Annotated in this window: 13 protein-coding genes; 4 read left to right on the top strand and 9 right to left on the bottom strand. The window is 64.0% G+C overall.

The features are described 5' to 3' along the window. The first annotated feature begins 186 nt into the window (after nt 1-186). From J2X35_RS11305 to J2X35_RS11295, 3 genes are read left to right on the top strand one after another with little or no spacing between them, the layout of a single operon-like run. A complete protein-coding gene (locus tag J2X35_RS11305) occupies nt 187-1692 on the top strand; it encodes a di-heme oxidoredictase family protein (protein WP_405023221.1) in 1506 nt (501 codons plus the stop codon). Continuing rightward, nucleotides 1692-2777: an imelysin family protein gene (locus J2X35_RS11300; RefSeq protein WP_310185381.1), complete on the top strand. Its 1086-nt coding sequence runs from the start codon at nt 1692-1694 to the stop codon at nt 2775-2777. Before J2X35_RS11305 ends, J2X35_RS11300 begins: the two co-directional genes overlap by 1 nt. Nucleotides 2778-2784: 7 nt before the next feature. Then, the gene (locus J2X35_RS11295; protein ID WP_310185379.1) at nt 2785-3882 is read left to right on the top strand and encodes a DUF1513 domain-containing protein; all 1098 of its coding nucleotides are present in this window, start codon (nt 2785-2787) and stop codon (nt 3880-3882) included. A gap of 9 nt (nt 3883-3891) precedes the next feature. Here J2X35_RS11295 and iolB read toward each other — a convergent pair whose 3' ends face one another. From iolB to J2X35_RS11265, 6 genes are all read right to left on the bottom strand, one after another. Then, the gene (iolB, locus tag J2X35_RS11290) at nt 3892-4704 is read right to left on the bottom strand and encodes a 5-deoxy-glucuronate isomerase (protein WP_310185376.1); all 813 of its coding nucleotides are present in this window, start codon (nt 4702-4704) and stop codon (nt 3892-3894) included. A 13-nt stretch (nt 4705-4717) separates the two neighbouring features. Then, nucleotides 4718-4975 carry a DUF3329 domain-containing protein gene (locus J2X35_RS11285; protein WP_310185374.1) on the bottom strand — a complete coding sequence of 86 codons (258 nt, stop codon included), beginning with the start codon at nt 4973-4975 and terminating at the stop codon, nt 4718-4720. A gap of 36 nt (nt 4976-5011) precedes the next feature. Further along, nucleotides 5012-5929: a myo-inosose-2 dehydratase gene (gene iolE / locus J2X35_RS11280; RefSeq protein WP_310185372.1), complete on the bottom strand. Its 918-nt coding sequence runs from the start codon at nt 5927-5929 to the stop codon at nt 5012-5014. A 4-nt stretch (nt 5930-5933) separates the two neighbouring features. After that, nucleotides 5934-7784 carry a 3D-(3,5/4)-trihydroxycyclohexane-1,2-dione acylhydrolase (decyclizing) gene (iolD, locus tag J2X35_RS11275; RefSeq protein ID WP_310185371.1) on the bottom strand — a complete coding sequence of 617 codons (1851 nt, stop codon included), beginning with the start codon at nt 7782-7784 and terminating at the stop codon, nt 5934-5936. 22 nt (nt 7785-7806) lie between these two features. After that, nucleotides 7807-9738, bottom strand: coding sequence for a 5-dehydro-2-deoxygluconokinase (gene iolC / locus J2X35_RS11270; RefSeq protein WP_310185370.1), 1932 nt, complete (start codon nt 9736-9738; stop codon nt 7807-7809). Between the two features lie 111 nt (nt 9739-9849). After that, nucleotides 9850-10680 carry a MurR/RpiR family transcriptional regulator gene (locus tag J2X35_RS11265; RefSeq protein ID WP_310185366.1) on the bottom strand — a complete coding sequence of 277 codons (831 nt, stop codon included), beginning with the start codon at nt 10678-10680 and terminating at the stop codon, nt 9850-9852. 131 nt (nt 10681-10811) lie between these two features. On the opposite strand from J2X35_RS11265, the gene J2X35_RS11260 reads away from it, so the two are divergent. Then, on the top strand, nt 10812-11924 hold the full coding sequence (locus J2X35_RS11260) for a Gfo/Idh/MocA family oxidoreductase (RefSeq protein WP_310185365.1): 1113 nt from the start codon (nt 10812-10814) through the stop codon (nt 11922-11924). A 52-nt stretch (nt 11925-11976) separates the two neighbouring features. Here the strand turns inward: J2X35_RS11260 and J2X35_RS11255 are convergent, their stop codons facing one another. The 3 genes from J2X35_RS11255 to iolG form a co-directional block, all read right to left on the bottom strand. Beyond that, complete coding sequence (locus tag J2X35_RS11255; RefSeq protein WP_310185364.1) at nt 11977-13068, bottom strand: 3-deoxy-7-phosphoheptulonate synthase; 1092 nt, start codon at nt 13066-13068, stop codon at nt 11977-11979. A 206-nt stretch (nt 13069-13274) separates the two neighbouring features. Further along, nucleotides 13275-14069, bottom strand: coding sequence for an SDR family oxidoreductase (locus J2X35_RS11250; RefSeq protein ID WP_310185361.1), 795 nt, complete (start codon nt 14067-14069; stop codon nt 13275-13277). After that, a complete protein-coding gene (iolG, locus tag J2X35_RS11245; protein WP_310185359.1) occupies nt 14057-15097 on the bottom strand; it encodes an inositol 2-dehydrogenase in 1041 nt (346 codons plus the stop codon). The genes J2X35_RS11250 and iolG overlap by 13 nt, the downstream gene beginning before the upstream one ends. Nucleotides 15098-15108: the final 11 nt, after the last annotated feature.

Here is a 15108-nt window from a genome sequence, read left to right as displayed (position 1 = left end):
GGTTTTTTGCGCCGCGCGTCGCCGGGTTCCTTCTCGCCGTTCATGGGGCGAAGGTTTCGCGACGAGACGGATGAGGGGCAGCGTTACCCTCTGGAAGGTTCGCGCCGCCCCTCATCTGCCTGCCGGCATCTTCTACCCGTGAATGGGGAGAAGCACGCGCTCGGCCCTCTCGCTGTCTTCACCGCCGTGGCTCTGGTCGCGGCGTGGCCGACGGCGATATTTGCCGGCGATATCGTCTCCCCGAACCTCTCCACCGTCCGCACCGATCTTTCCGCGAAAGACCTCGCCCGCGTCGAGGCGATCACCAGGCCGACGGCGGATTTCTCGAGGCCCGAGCAGTTCGAGCGGATGCAAGGCGGCGCCGGCACGTCGCGCAAGCGGGTCAACGCCGATTCCTTCTCGCAATCCTCCGCCAACATCACGTTCGAGGAGGAGGGCGCCTTCAAGCTCGGCAATGCCCTGTTCCGCAAGAACTGGGTGTCGTCGCCGTCCTCGACGCAGGCATCCGACGGCCTTGGCCCGCTGTTCAACGCCCGCGCCTGCCAGAGCTGCCATCTCAAGGATGGTCGCGGCCATCCGCCCGAAGGCAATCCGGACGCCACCTCGATGTTCCTGCGGCTGGCGCGCGAGGCATCGACCGACGAGGAAAAGGCGGCGCGCACCGAAGGCCGGGTGCTGAATTTCCCCGACACGACCTATGGCGCGCAACTGCAGGACCTTGCTGTCCCGGGTCTCAAGGGTGAGGGCCGCATGCGGGTCACCTACGCGGAAACGCCGGTAACGCTCGGCGATGGCGCCGTGGTTTCCCTGCGCAAGCCGTCTTATCGAGTCGAGGACCTCGCCTACGGTCCTCTCGATCCCACGACGACGCTGTCGCCACGCATCTCACCGCCGATGATCGGTCTCGGTCTGGTCGAACAGATCGCGCCTTCCGATATCCTCGCCCACGCCGATCCGTATGACCGCGAGGGCGACGGTATTTCCGGCAAGCCGAACATGGTGCCCGACGAGCTGACCGGCAAGCACACGCTCGGCATCTTCGGCTGGAAGGCGCAGACACCGTCCATCCGCCAGCAATCGGCCGACGCCTTCGCGGGCGACATCGGCATTTCGACGCCGGAAGTGCCGCATCATTGGGGCGATTGCACCAAGGCCGAGGCCGATTGCCTCGCCCTGCCGAACGGCGTGCAGGAACGGCTGGGACCGGTCGAGGCCCCGCCGCCGGTCATGGATCTCGTCACCTTCTACTCGCAGAATCTTGCCGTGCCCGCCCGCCGCGACATCGGCAGGAAGGATGTCCTGGCCGGCAAGCAGGCGTTCTACGGGATGGGCTGCATCTCCTGCCACACGCCGAAATTCGTCACCCGCCGCGATACACCGAACAAGGCGCAGTCGTTCCAGCTCATCTGGCCGTATTCGGATTTCCTCCTGCACGACATGGGTGAGGGACTTGCGGACGGACAGGCCGTTGGGGAGGCCACGGGGAACGAATGGCGCACGCCGCCGCTCTGGGGCATCGGCCTGACGAAACAGGTCAACGGGCATACGTTTTTCCTCCATGACGGACGTGCGCGTAATCTGACGGAATCCATTCTGTGGCACGGCGGCGAGGCGCAAAAGGCGCGTGACCGTTTCGCCGCCGCCGATGCCGAAACACGCGCGGCGTTGATCAAGTTTCTGGAGTCGCTGTGATGCCGAAACGCCTTGCTCTTGCCGGCGGTGTGTTCGCCATTTTGATGGCATGCGGCTGGCCCGCCGCTGCCACCGCTGCAGATGCCTCCGTCATCGTCCGCCAGGCAATAGACGGCTTTGTCCGTCCGGCCTACGCGACGCTGGCCGAAAAGGCGGGTGAGGCAAAAACGGGTATCGAAGCTCTCTGCGCTGCTCCGAGCCAAGAGGCGCTCGACGCAGTCCGGAAGGAATTTGCCGGCCTGATCGACGCCTGGTCCTCGGTCGAGATCATCCGCTTCGGTCCGATCACCGAGGACAATAGGCTGGAGCGGATGCTCTATTGGCCGGACCGCAAGAGCATCGGCCTGAAGCAGGTGCAGGCGGCGCTGGCGCGCAAGGACCAGACCGCTGCCGACTCGAAAACCTTGGCGGGCAAGAGCGTCGCCATGCAGGGGCTCGGCGCACTGGAATTTGTCCTTTACGGCACTGGCGCCGAAGCGCTGGCTGGCAAAGATGATCCCTACCGTTGCGCCTACGCCGCCGCCATTGCCGGCAACATCAAGACGATTTCCGGTGCGGTCGCCGAGGCATGGGCCAAGCCCGATGGCTTTGCGGCGCTGTGGGCCAATCCCGGCCCAGACAATCCGGTTTATCGCAACGGCGCTGAAGCCATCACGGAACTCGTCGGCGTCTTCATCAACGGGCTCGAACTGGTGCGCGACCAGCGCCTGAAAAGCTTTCTCGGCGCAGCCCCCGATGCCGACAAGCCGAAAAGCGCGGTGTTCTGGCGTTCCGGTCTCACCGGCGCGGCCCTGGGCGCCAATCTCGATGGCATGGACGGGCTTTTCCAGGCGTCGCATATCGCCGATGCGCTGAATCCCGATTCGCGCTGGATCGCCGAGTCGATCCATATCCAGCTTGCCAATGGCGCGGCCGACGGTAGGGCGGCTTCGGGACCGATTGACGAAGTGCTGGCCCATCCCGCCAGACGGGCAAAACTCGACCATTTCGCGCTGGTCACCAGCAGCCTGTCGACTCTTTTTGGCGTGAGGCTGTCGGGTGAGTTCGGCCTGAGCGCCGGCTTCTCGTCGCTGGACGGGGATTGAGGACGCCATGCGCACCCCGCTGATTGACCGCCGCGATTTCCTCAAGGCCGCCGGTTCGGGCTTCATCGCCGCCATGGCCCCGTCCGCCTGGGCGGCGACACTGAATGCGGATGCCATCTTCGCCACCGCCTACATGCGCCGTGACGGCAGCTACGGCGCCGCGGTTCTCTCGGAAGCCGGCAAGGTGCTCCATACGGTAAACCTGCCCGACCGGGGGCACGATGTCACTTTCGACCCGGTCTCGAAGCGTTCCGTGGTGTTTGCGCGGCAGCCGGGCACATTCGCCGTGGTGTTCGATCACACCGGCCGACAGAAGCCGCAGACTATCGCCAGCATCGCCGGTCGCCACTTCTTCGGCCACGGCGTTTTTTCCAAGGACGGCAAGCTGCTCTACGCCACGGAAAACGATTTCGAGAACGCCGCCGGCATGGTCGGCGTCTACGATGCCGGCCACGGGTTCCGGCGGATCGGCGAGTTCCCCACCTACGGCGTCGGCCCGCACGAGCTTCTGCTGCTCGGCGACGGCAAGACGCTGGCGATAGCCAATGGCGGCATCGAGACCCATCCGGATTTCGACCGCGCCGAACTCAATCTGGCGACGATGAAGCCGTCCTACGTGCTGGCCGACCGCCTGACTGGCGACCTGATCGAGAAGCATGAGCTTGCGCCCGACCTGCACAAGCTATCGATCCGCCACATGGCGACGGACGAGTCAGGGGCGGTGTGGTTCGGCTGCCAGCATCGCGGGCCGGTCACCGAGCGGCCTTTGCTGGTCGGCCGCGCCGAACGCGGCAGGGAACTGAAACTCATCGACATGCCTGAAAAGGTGCTGAATGGGTTCAGGAACTATATCGGCTCGGTCGCCGCCAATCCGCAGGCGGGAACTGTCGCCGTGTCGTCGCCGCAGGGAAATGTTTTCGTCGTGATGGATGCAAAGACCGGCGGCATCATCGCATCGAACGACATGGTCGAGGTCTGCGGCCTTGCGCCCGACGGCCCGGATTTCATTGCATCCACCGGTATGGGCGTTATCGCCGAGCCGGGCGGGCGGTCCGTTTCCGAACCGGACTATGTCTGGGACAACCACATGCTGCGGATCGGCTAGCCAGCAGGCCTACGGCTTCATCAGCCACTCGTGCTCGGGCGCATTGTGGAACTTCCACGTCCGCTTCGGCCCGGCCATGACGTTCAGGTAATAGAGGTCGTAGCCGTGGCAGGCGGCGCAGGGGTGATAGCCCTTCGGCACCAGCACGACGTCGCCGTCCTCCACCGCCATGACCTCATCAAGATCACGCACGCCATTCGCGTCGGCGTCGGTATAGACGCGCTGGAAGGCAAAACCCTGCGGCGGGTTGATGCGGTGATAGTAGGTTTCCTCGAGATAGGATTCGGCCGGCAGATTGTCCCGATCATGCTTGTGTGGCGGATAGCTCGATGTGTGGCCGCCGGGCGTAATCACTTCGACCACCAGCAGCGAATCCGCCGGCTCGCCTTCCGGCAGGATATTGGTGACATAGCGTGTGTTGGTCCCCCTGCCGCGCGTTTCCTGGCCGAGCGCATCCGGCCTGATCACCCGCACAGGCAGCCCGCCGCCGAGGCCGGGCGCGGTGCAGACGGCCAGTTCGACGTCCGTGGTCGCGGTCACCAACCAGCTGGAATTCTGCGGCACATAGACCGACCATGGCTTGCCCTCGAACGGCGACATGCGCTCGCCAAGCTCGCCCAGATCCTCACCGCCGGCCGTCGTCTTGCCCTTGCCCGTAACGAAAACCAGACAGGCCTCGCGGGAACCGGTGTCCATGGAAACCGTCTGTCCGGCCGCCAGGCGGTGCAGGTCGAACCCGACATAGGTCCAGCCGGCGTTTTGCGGCGTCACATGCGCGACACGGCCTTCGCCTTGTTGCGCCTTTACGAGCAGTTTCGACATGATGTCCTTCCGATCAGTCCTTGGCGCCCGGGTCGGTGTTTTCCGCCGCGCTTGCCTGCGTCGTGCCTGCCTCCGGGGTGGATGCCTCCGGCGCAGGCTTGTAGGCATAGAGATATTGCCAAGCGGCATAGACGCCGAGCGCCGCCACCATAGTTCCCCAGTTCGGCGAACCGGCGTAAAATTCAATGCCTGCCCAGATGAAGCACACCGCGACCAGCGCGACGCGCCGCCACAGGGGCCGCAGGAATGGATGCTGGCTGCCGTTCGACATGGTTTGTCCTCTCGCGGATACGGTCCTGCACGAAACCTAGCGTGCCGGAAAGCCCTGCGTCTCCACAGTGTAGCCCGCCGCCGTCATCACCCGCATCAATTCCTTGTGGCCGACCTCGGCCATCTTGAGCGGCGGATTCTTCTTCGGGTCCTGCTCGGCTTCGACCACGAACCAGCCTTCATAGCCATAATGGGCGAATTTCTGCACGATAGCCGCGAAATCCAGCGAGCCGTCGCCAGGAACCGTAAAGGCGCCGAGCGCCACGGCGTCGAGGAAGGATTGCTTCTCCCAATCGAGCGCCGCGATCACCGGCTTGCGGATATCCTTTACATGCACATGATTGATGCGCGCATGGTGCTTGTCGATGACGCCAAGCACATCGCCGCCGGCGAAGGCCAGATGCCCGGCGTCGAGCAGCAGCGGAATGCCTTGGCCCGAATGCTTCATGAAGGCGTCGAGTTCGTGCTCGAACTGCACCACTGCCGCCATGTGGTGATGGTAGGACAGCGGCATGCCCTGGTCGGAGCACCATTCGCCAAATTCAGTGACCTTGCGCGCATAAGCCTTCATCTCGTCGTCGGAGAGGACCGCCTTCGTTGCCAGCGGCCTGGAGCGATCACCCTGGATTGAGCGCCCCACCTCGCCATAGACGATGCACGGAGCATCCACCGCCTTGAACAGCTCGATCATCGGCTGGATGCGGTCCTTGTTGACGGCCAACTCCTCATTGACGAGGGTGCCGGAGAACCAGCCGCCGCACAGCGTCACGTCCGCTTGTCTGAGAATGGGCAGCATGGTCTCGGGGTCGTCGGGAAAGCGCCGGCCCTTTTCCATGCCGGTGAAGCCGGCCGAGCGCGACTGCCGCAGGCATTCCTCGAGCGACACGTCGTCGGAGAGTTCGACAAGATCGTCATTCCACCATGCGATCGGGGACATCCCCAGTTTGGCTTTCAAGATATCAGTCCCCTACGCTCTGCGTCCGCCGCTTCTTCTCATAAGCCTTGCGCGCGGCGTTGACTTGCGCGCGCTCGCTCACCTCCGGCACCGCCACGTCCCACCAATGACCCCCGGCCTCTGTCGAAACCAGCGGGTCGGTGTCGATGACGATGACTGTCGTGCGCTCGTTCGTCTTCGCTGCCGCCAACTCCGTTTCCAGTTCCGGAATCGAAGAGACCTTCTTCGCAATCGCACCGAGGCTCGCCGCATGCGTGGCGAAGTCGATATCCGGCAGGACCTCGTGCCGCGAGTCCTTCAGGAGATTGTTGAAGTTGGCACCGCCGGTGGCCATCTGCAGCCGGTTGATGCAGCCGAAGCCGCGATTGTCGAGCAGCACGATGGTGAGCTTCAGGCCCAGCATCACGGAGGTGGCGATCTCGGAATTGAGCATGAGGTAGGAGCCGTCGCCGATCATCACGACGACTTCCTGGTCGGACTTCGCCATTTTTGCCCCAAGCCCGCCGGCGATCTCGTAGCCCATGGTCGAGAAGCCGTATTCGGCATGGTAGGAGCCGGGCGCGCCGGCCTGCCATAGCTTGTGCATTTCGCCCGGCAGGCCGCCCGCTGCGTGCAGTACGGTTGCGCCAGATCCCATGACGCGCTGCACAGCGCCGATCACCTGCGCGTCGGAGGGGAACGCCGCATTGGTCGTGGCCGTAACCTTCGCCGCTTCTTCCTGCCACGCCGTCTTGCCGGCGCGGGCATTGTCCGTCCACGCGGATGGCGCTTTCCAGCCCTTCAGCGCTTCGGTGAGTTCGGCAAGCCCCTCCCGCGCATCGGCCACCAGCGGCAGGGCGCGATGCTTGCCGGCGTCGAGGGCCTGCACGTTGAGCGCGACGATCCTTTTCCCGGCATTCTTGAACAGCGCCCAGGAACCGGTGGTGAAATCCTGCAGCCGGGTGCCGATTGCAAGCACCAGATCGGCTTCCTCGGCCAGCCGGTTGGCGGCGGAGGTGCCGGTGACGCCAACCGCCGCCATGTTGAGATCATGTGTATCCGGCAGCGCGGATTTTCCACCCTGAGTCTCGCACACGGGGATGCCGGTTGCCTTGGCGAAACGGTCGAGTTCCTCCGAAGCCTGGGAATAGAGCACGCCACCGCCGGCAATGATCAGCGGTTTCTTGGCTGCCTTCAATGCCGCCACGGCTGCTGCAAGTTCATGGCGGTCCGGGCGGGGCCGTCGCGGCGTCCAGATGCGCTCCTCGAAAAAGCTTGTCGGATAATCATAGGCTTCGGCCTGCACGTCCTGGCAGAGCGACAGCGTCACCGGTCCGCATTCGGCCGGGTCGGTCAGCACTTGCAGGGCCCGATTGAGGGCCGGAATGATCTGCTCGGGCCGGGTGATGCGGTCGAAATAGCGCGACACTGGCCGGAAGCAGTCATTGACCGTCGCGGTGCCATCGGAAAAGTCCTCGGCCTGCTGCAGCACCGGGTCCGGGATGCGGTTGGCGAAGACATCGCCGGGCAGGAACAGCACCGGCAGCCGGTTGACATGGGCAAGTGCTGCCGCCGTCACCATGTTGACCGCGCCGGGGCCGATGGAACTGGTCGCGGCCATGAAACGGCGGCGGAAATTCGCCTTGCCATAGGCGATCGCCGCGTGCGCCATCGCCTGCTCGTTATGGGCGCGATAGGTCGGCAGCTCTTCGCGCACGCCATAGAGCGCCTCGCCGATGCCGGCGACATTGCCGTGGCCGAAAATCGCCCAGACGCCACCGAAAATCGGTAGCCTCTCGCCATTGATCACTGTCATCTGGCGCGTCAGAAAACGGGTCAGCGCCTGCGCCATTGTCAGGCGGATGGTTTTGGTCATGGTCGCTTCTCCTCCGCCAGCCTTATGCCGCCTTGGGGTTGCGCGCGGCAAGCCAGGCCTCGGTCAATTTCTCGAAACGGCCTGCCATGTCCGCAATGGCCTGCTCGTCATCCATCGTCCCGGCCAGCCACTGCTCGGCGGCGTCGGCAAACAGGGTGCGGCCGACAGCGAAACCCTTGACGATGCCGACATCGGCGGTCGCGGCGAAAGCCGCTTCCAGCTCTTTCTGCGGTGCCTCCAGCCCGAGAAGCACCACGCCGCGACACAGCGGATCGTGATTGGCGATGGTGGCCCCGATGTTCTTCCATGCGGCACGTGATGCCTGCGGCTCAAGCTTCCACCAGTCCGGCTTGATGCCGAGCGCATAAAGCTCGTCCAGCGTCCGCGAAATCGTGTCGGCCTCCAGCGTCCCATACTTGCCGGCGATGATCTCGACCAGCAGTTCCCGGCCGACCTTGCGTGACGCCTGGAACAGGGCGAGCAGTTTCTGCTGCTGTTCTTCCTTCAACGCCGCCGGATCGTCGGGATGGTAGAAGCACAGGCACTTTATGCAGTGCGTCACCGGCCAGTCGACGAGCTGCGAGCCGATATCCTGGCCGAACTCGAACCGCAGCGGCCGCGAGCCCGGAAGCTCGACCGGGCGGCCGAGCCAGGCAAACGGATGCCGGGCGAACTCGAACATGGCCTCGCGGCCATATTTCTCGTCGAGCAGCATGCCGTAGCCGTCGCGGCCATCGGCCACCTTTGCTGCCGCCTTCACCGCCAGTACCTTGAAGGCGTTGAGACGTGCCGGGTCTGCCCCGGCCTTGTCGGCGATGGCTTCGAGTTGCGACCGATGGTCGATCGCAAATGTCATCATCGACGGAATATCGCGCCGCCGCGTCGTCGCCCAATGGATATGATTGATTTCCGCGTCCTTGCGCAGGGCATGATGGCGGCTGCCATGCTTGAGAAAATAGGTGAGCTCCTCGAAGGTCGGATATTCCGGAGCGCAGAGCAGCCGCGAGACGGCGAAGGCGCCGCAGGCATTGGCCCAGGTCGCCGCGGTTTCCAGGCTTTCGCCGCCCAGCCAGCCGCGCAGGAAACCTGATATGAAGGCGTCCCCGGCGCCCAGCACATTGTAGACCTCGATGGCGAAACCCTTGCCGACGATGCCGGCTTCGAGGTCGTCGCTGATGGGACCGTCATAGACGATGCAACCCTGGGCGCCGCGCTTCAGCACGATGGTTGCAACCGACAATTTTCGGATGGTCTTCAGCGCCGCCAGCAGGTCGCTTTCGCCCGAGGCGATCAGCACCTCTTCCTCAGTCCCGACGATCAGGTCGCAGTCGGGAAGCACGGTCTTCATCTCGGCAGAGACGCGATCGGATTTAACATAACGCCCGAAGCCTTCCGCGTGTCCGGCGAGGCCCCAAAGATTGGGCCGGTAGTCAATGTCGAACACGACCTTGCCGCCCTTCGCCTTCATGATACGAATGGCCTTGCGTTGGGCTGCAGCGCTGTTTTCGCGCGAGAAATGCGTTCCGGTCACCACGACGGCGCGGGCGGTGGCGACGAATGCCTCGTCGACATCGTCCGGCGCCAGCGCCATGTCGGCGCAGTCGGTCCGGTAGAAGATCATGGGCGAGACGCCCTCGTCCTCGACCGAAAGCAGCACCAGCGCCGTCAACCGCTCGGGGTCAGTCTTCAGCGCCGCGACCGACACACCCTCGCGCACCAGTTGCTCGCGGATGAAGCGGCCCATCTGCTCGTCGCCGACGCGCGTCAGCAGGGCCGAGCGCAGGCCGAGCCGCGCCGTGCCGACGGCGATATTGGCAGGGCAGCCGCCAACCGACTTGGCGAAGGAGGCGATGTCTTCCAGCCGCGAGCCGATCTGCTGGCCGTAGAGGTCGACCGAGGCGCGGCCGATGGTGATGACATCCAGCGACGCCCTGGCGTCCACCGCTTCGATCATCATGTCCTCCCATGGGCTGCTGGCGCGGCGCGGACCCGCCGCGCGAATATGCAATACGAAATATTAATTCCATCCGTCAGTCAATATGGAATATACATTCCTAAGTTGGATCTAACCGGAGACACGCCGATGTTCTGCAACGCTGACCGCCAAGGCCATGGCCAGCGCGATGGTGGCGGACAGGGAGCGGAAACCAGCGAAATCCGCTTCGGCGACCTCGAACCAGACGGTGGCGAACTGGGCGAGCGGCGAGAAGGACGAATCGGTGATCGCCACCAGCGGCACGCCTCGTTCGGAAATCGCGCGCGCCTCCTCGATGGTCGCCGGCGCGTAGGGCGAAAAGCTGATCGCCAGCGCCGCGTCGCCGGGTTTGGCGAAGCCGATCATCTCGGCGTTGAGGCCGCTCGCGGATTCGATAAGTTGGCAGCGGATCTCAAGCTTGCTCAGCGCATAGGCGAGGTAGCTGGCCACGGGGTAGGAGCGCCGGCGCGCCAGGATATAGATGGTCTCGGCTTTGGCCAGCAGCTTGACCGCGCGGTCCAGATGCTCCTCGTCGACCGCGCGCGCAATGTCGTTGAGCGACGTTGTCGCCGCGGCGACGAAGCCCTCGAAAATGCCGCGATGGCCGGTGCCGGAATCCGCCTCCGCGCGCAGGGCATTCAGTCGTTCCTCATAGGAGGAATTACGCTCCCGCAACCGCTCCCGGAACACCGATTGCAGGCTGGTGAAGCCATCGAAGCCGAATTGTTGGGCAAAGCGGATCAGCGTCGAAGGCTGCACGCCCGCCGACGTCGCGATGCTGGCGGCGGTTCCGAAGGCGACGTCGTCCGGATTGTCGAGCGCATAGGCGGCGATCTGCGCGATGCGCTTGGGCAGGTTCTGCCGCCGCTCGAGGATGGCCGAACGCAGTGTCTCGAAATCGCGGGGCAGCCGTTCGTCCATCGTGCGTCCTGTCATTGCTGTTTGGGCACAATAGCCGGACCGTGCCGCGTCGTCATGGCGAATGATTCATCCATTCCATTTTCATGAATAACGGACTACGTCATCCACAAAGTTCTGGGAGGAAAGCAGGCATGGTAGGCGTCGGTCTGATCGGCACGGGGTTCATGGGCAAATGCCACGCCATTGCCTGGAACGCGGTGAGCGCGGTTTTTCCGCAGGCTGACAGACCGAGGCTGGTTCATCTTGGCGAGGCGAATGCGGAACTGGCCAGCCGTAAGGGTGTCGAATTCGGCTTTGAAAAAGCATCCGGGGATTGGCGTGCGGTCGTAAACGATCCTGAGGTCGACGTCGTTTCGATCACCACGCCGAACCAGTTTCACCCCGAGATGGCGATCGCCGCGCTGGCGGCGGGCAAACATGTCTGGTGCGAGAAGCCGATGGCGCCGGCCTTTGCCGACGCGCAAGCCATGACGGAAGCCGCCAGACGATCCGGCAGGATCGCCGCCCTCGGCTATAACTACATACAGAGCCCGGCGATCCGCCATATCGGAACGCTTCTGGCGGAAGGCGTGATCGGCGACCTCAATCATCTGCGCATCGAGATGGACGAGGACTTCATGGCCGATCCGGACGCGCTTTTCGGCTGGAAGCACGAGAAAAGCTCGGGCTATGGCGCGCTGGATGATTTCGCCGTGCATCCGCTGTCGCTGGTCGCGGTCCTGTTCGGACGGGTGAGCCGCGTGATCTGCGACATGGCCAGGCCCTATGCTGAGCGCCGCACGGCCGGCGGCAACAGTCGCGCTGTCGAAACGCATGACATCGCCAGCGTGCTGATGCGGCTGGAAAACGGCATGTCGGGCACGCTGCAGGTCAACCGCTCGGCCTGGGGACGCAAGGGTCGCATCGCCGTCCAGATATTCGGCTCGAAAGGCTCGATCCTTTTCGACCAGGAACGTTTCAACGAATTCCAACTCTACGTCACCTCGGACCGCCCGGCCGAGCAGGGCTACCGCACGATTCTCGTTGGCCCTCAGCACACACCCTACGGCGACTTCGTTCCGGCTCCCGGTCACGGTCTGGGGTTCAACGACCTCAAGATCGTCGAATGTCGGGAACTCCTGGCCGCGATCAGGGGTGATCGCGACACCCGTTTGATCGATTTCGACGACGGGCTGGAGATCGAGCGCACCGTTCACGCCATGGCCCGTTCGTTCGAGCAGGAACGTTGGGTGGACGTGCGCTGAGATATCGGCTGGGGAACGGTAAGGCCGCTCCCCAGTTTCGTCGCCCTTGCCTTCAGGCTACCCCCGAACGCTTGGCGACTACGGCGTCCCGTGACGCCCGGCGCTTTCCGACCGCGTCGGCCAGCCCGCGCAGCACCGTCTCCGTTGTCTCCCAGTCGATGCATCCGTCGGTGATGCTCTGCCCATAGACCAGTGGCTTGCCGGGAACGACATCCTGCCGGCCGGCAACCAGATTGCTTTCGACCATGACGCCGATGATGCGGTCGTCACCGGCGGCGACCTGGCCGCCCACATCGGCGGCGACCGTGGGCTGGTTCTCGGGCTTCTTCAAGCTGTTGGCATGGCTGACGTCGATCATCAGGCGCGGCACGATGCCGACGCGGAGAAGTTCGGCGCAGGCCGCATCGACGCTCGCCGCGTCATAATTGGGGGTCAGGCCGCCGCGCAGGATGACATGGCAGTCCTCATTGCCGGTGGTTGTCGCGATGGCGCTGCGTCCAGCCTTCGTCACCGCCATGAAATGGTGCGGCTGCGCGGCCGATTTCACCGCGTCGGCGGCTATGCGCAGATTGCCATCGGTGCCGTTCTTGAAGCCGACCGGACAGGACAGACCGGACGCCAGTTCGCGGTGGATCTGGCTTTCGGTCGTGCGCGCTCCGATGGCGCCCCAGGATACAAGGTCGGCGATGTATTGCGGCGTTGTCATGTCGAGGAATTCGGTCGCCGCCGGCAGGCCGAGATTGTTGACGGCGGCCAGCACATTGCGCGCCAGCCTCAATCCCTTGTCGATGTTGAAGCTGCCATTGAGGTCGGGATCGTTGATCAGGCCCTTCCAGCCGACCGTCGTACGCGGCTTTTCGAAATAGACGCGCATGACGATCTCGAGCCGGTCCGACAAAACTTCGCGCAGCGCCGCCAGACGGCTGGCATAGTCCACGGCCGCGGCCGGGTCGTGGATCGAACAGGGCCCGACAACGACGATCAGCCGATCGTCGGCGCCGGTCAGCACGGCATGAATGGCGTTGCGCGACGCCGTGACGGTGCGCGTCGCCGTCAGCGTGCGCGGGATTTCCTGCATCACCTGATCAGGTGTGCTCAGTTCCTTGAGTTGGGTGACCCGAAGGTCGTCTGTGGTGGTCAACACGGCTTTCTGCTCCAGATTTGGAGACCTGCCGGCTGAAACAAAAAAGCCGCCAGGTCTGGCGGCTGTTCGGATATTGATGCTGCAATCTTTAGATCGAGCGCAATCCTCCCGCCGCCAGCGAGTAGCTAAAATACCAAAACGAGGCGGTCAGGTTGATCATGCAGGCCTAATAGCCGAAGCTTGGGCGTTTGTCACGCACGATGTCGTTACTCGCCGATGATGCCCGCCACATGCTGGTCGTAGTCGATCAGCGCACCGGTCATGATGCCGGACTGCGGCGACAGCATATAGGTGATCAGCCCGGCCAGCTCATGTGTCTTGGCAAGCTGTCCCATCGGCGCGGCGGCCTCGGCCTTTTGCAACCAGTCCGCGCCCGCGCCATGGAATTTGGCCTGTGTCTGCGCTTCGCCGGGCGTGTCCATCCAGCCCGGCAGGACGCCGTTGCAACGGATGCGGTTGCGGCGGTAGGCGTTGGCGACATTCTTGGTCAGGGTCGCCAGTGCACCCTTGCTGGCCGAATAGGACGACAGGAAGGACTGGCCGCCATGGACGTTGACCGACAGCACGTTGACGATCGACCCCGGCTGCTTCGTTTCCAGCAGGTGCTTCACCAGCCCCTGCATCAAAAAGAACGGTCCGCGCACATTGGTGTCGAACATGTCGTCGAACATTTCCGGCGTGGTCTCCACCAGCGAACCGCGCGCGGCCGACGCGGCTGCATTCACCAGCGCGTTGAGGCTGCCAAAACGGCTGATGCCGGTCTCGACGGCCTTCAGGCATTCATTCGGGTCGGCAAGATCGGCGGCGATGAAAATCGCCTCGGCGCCAAGCTTCTCCAGTTCGGCGACGGCGACACGGCCTTTTTCCTCGGAGCGTCCGAGCAGAACCAGCGACCGGCAGCCCTCGTCGATCAGCTGGCGCGCAACGGCAAGGCCGACGCCCTGCGCGCCGCCGGTGATCAGTGCTTTGGTCTTGGCGTTGCGCGTCGTCAGCTCGGACATGGTGACCTCCGGTCAGGTTTCGAAGCCAGGACATAGGCCTGGATGCGGATGGTCTTGCCTTGCTTCGCCGACTTCAATGCGGCGTCGGCGAGTTTCAGCGCCGCCAGCCCGTCGGCGCCGCTCGGCGAGGCCTTGCCCTTGCGGCTCATCGTGTCGATGAAGGCGGCGATCTCGTTGGCATAGGCATCGATGTAGCGCGTCATGAAGAAGTCGTGCAGCGGCGGGCGGGTGTAGCCCTTGTCGTTGGCGATTTCGATTGAAACCGGCCGCTGGTTCTCGGCAGCCACCATGCCCTTCGAACCATGCACCTCGATACGCTGGTCGTAGCCATAGGTGGCGCGGCGCGAGTTGGAGATGACGCATTGCTTGCCCGACGCGGTTTCGAGGATGACGCTCACCGAATCGTAGTCGCCGGCTTCGCCGATCTTCTTGTCGACCAGCACCGAGGCGTGTGCCGAGACAGACACCGGCTCTTCGCCCAGCAGAAAACGCGCCATGTCGAAATCGTGGATGGTCATGTCGCGGAAGATGCCGCCCGAACGCTTGATGTAATCGACCGGCGGCGCGCCGGGATCGCGCGAGGTGATCGTTACCATCTCGACCTTGCCGATGGCGCCGTCATCGATGGCCTTCTTGACCGCCATGAAATGCGGGTCGAAGCGGCGATTGAAACCCACCATCAGCGCCGCTCTGGTCTTCTCCACCACGGCCAGGCACTTCTCCACGCGCTTGACGTCGAGATCGACGGGTTTCTCGCAGAAGATCGCCTTGCCGGCTTTGGCGAAGCGCTCGATCAGGTCGGCATGCGTGTCGGTCGGCGTGCAGATGACCACGGCGTCGATGTCGTCGGCCTTTTCGATGGCTTCGATCGTACGCACCTCGGCCCCGTATAGGGAGGATATTTCCCTGGCCGCCTTTTCGAAAGCGTCCGCTACCGCGACCAGCCGCGCATTGGGGTTGGCGCCGACGGCGCGGGCATGCACCTTGCCGATGCGGCCTGCGCCAAGCAGGCCAAAACGAACCGTCATGAGATTCTCCT

This window comes from Mesorhizobium sp. BE184 (genome assembly GCF_031457045.1).
Taxonomy (GTDB): domain Bacteria; phylum Pseudomonadota; class Alphaproteobacteria; order Rhizobiales; family Rhizobiaceae; genus Mesorhizobium.
The sequence above is the reverse complement of the archived record's forward strand: the minus strand, read 5'-3'. Positions and strand labels throughout refer to the sequence as shown.

Excerpts from the sequence above, each read along its gene's own strand:
- J2X35_RS11300 (WP_310185381.1), top strand. The coding sequence starts at position 1,692 with ATGCCGAAACGCCTTGCTCTTGCCGGCGGTGTGTTCGCCATTTTGATG.
- J2X35_RS11260 (WP_310185365.1), top strand. The coding sequence starts at position 10,812 with ATGGTAGGCGTCGGTCTGATCGGCACGGGGTTCATGGGCAAATGCCAC.
- J2X35_RS11250 (WP_310185361.1), bottom strand. The coding sequence starts at position 14,069 with ATGTCCGAGCTGACGACGCGCAACGCCAAGACCAAAGCACTGATCACC.
- iolC (WP_310185370.1), bottom strand. The coding sequence starts at position 9,738 with ATGATCGAAGCGGTGGACGCCAGGGCGTCGCTGGATGTCATCACCATC.
- iolB (WP_310185376.1), bottom strand. The coding sequence starts at position 4,704 with ATGTCGAAACTGCTCGTAAAGGCGCAACAAGGCGAAGGCCGTGTCGCG.
- J2X35_RS11285 (WP_310185374.1), bottom strand. The coding sequence starts at position 4,975 with ATGTCGAACGGCAGCCAGCATCCATTCCTGCGGCCCCTGTGGCGGCGC.
- J2X35_RS11295 (WP_310185379.1), top strand. The coding sequence starts at position 2,785 with ATGCGCACCCCGCTGATTGACCGCCGCGATTTCCTCAAGGCCGCCGGT.
- iolD (WP_310185371.1), bottom strand. The coding sequence starts at position 7,784 with ATGACCAAAACCATCCGCCTGACAATGGCGCAGGCGCTGACCCGTTTT.
- iolG (WP_310185359.1), bottom strand. The coding sequence starts at position 15,097 with ATGACGGTTCGTTTTGGCCTGCTTGGCGCAGGCCGCATCGGCAAGGTG.
- J2X35_RS11265 (WP_310185366.1), bottom strand. The coding sequence starts at position 10,680 with ATGGACGAACGGCTGCCCCGCGATTTCGAGACACTGCGTTCGGCCATC.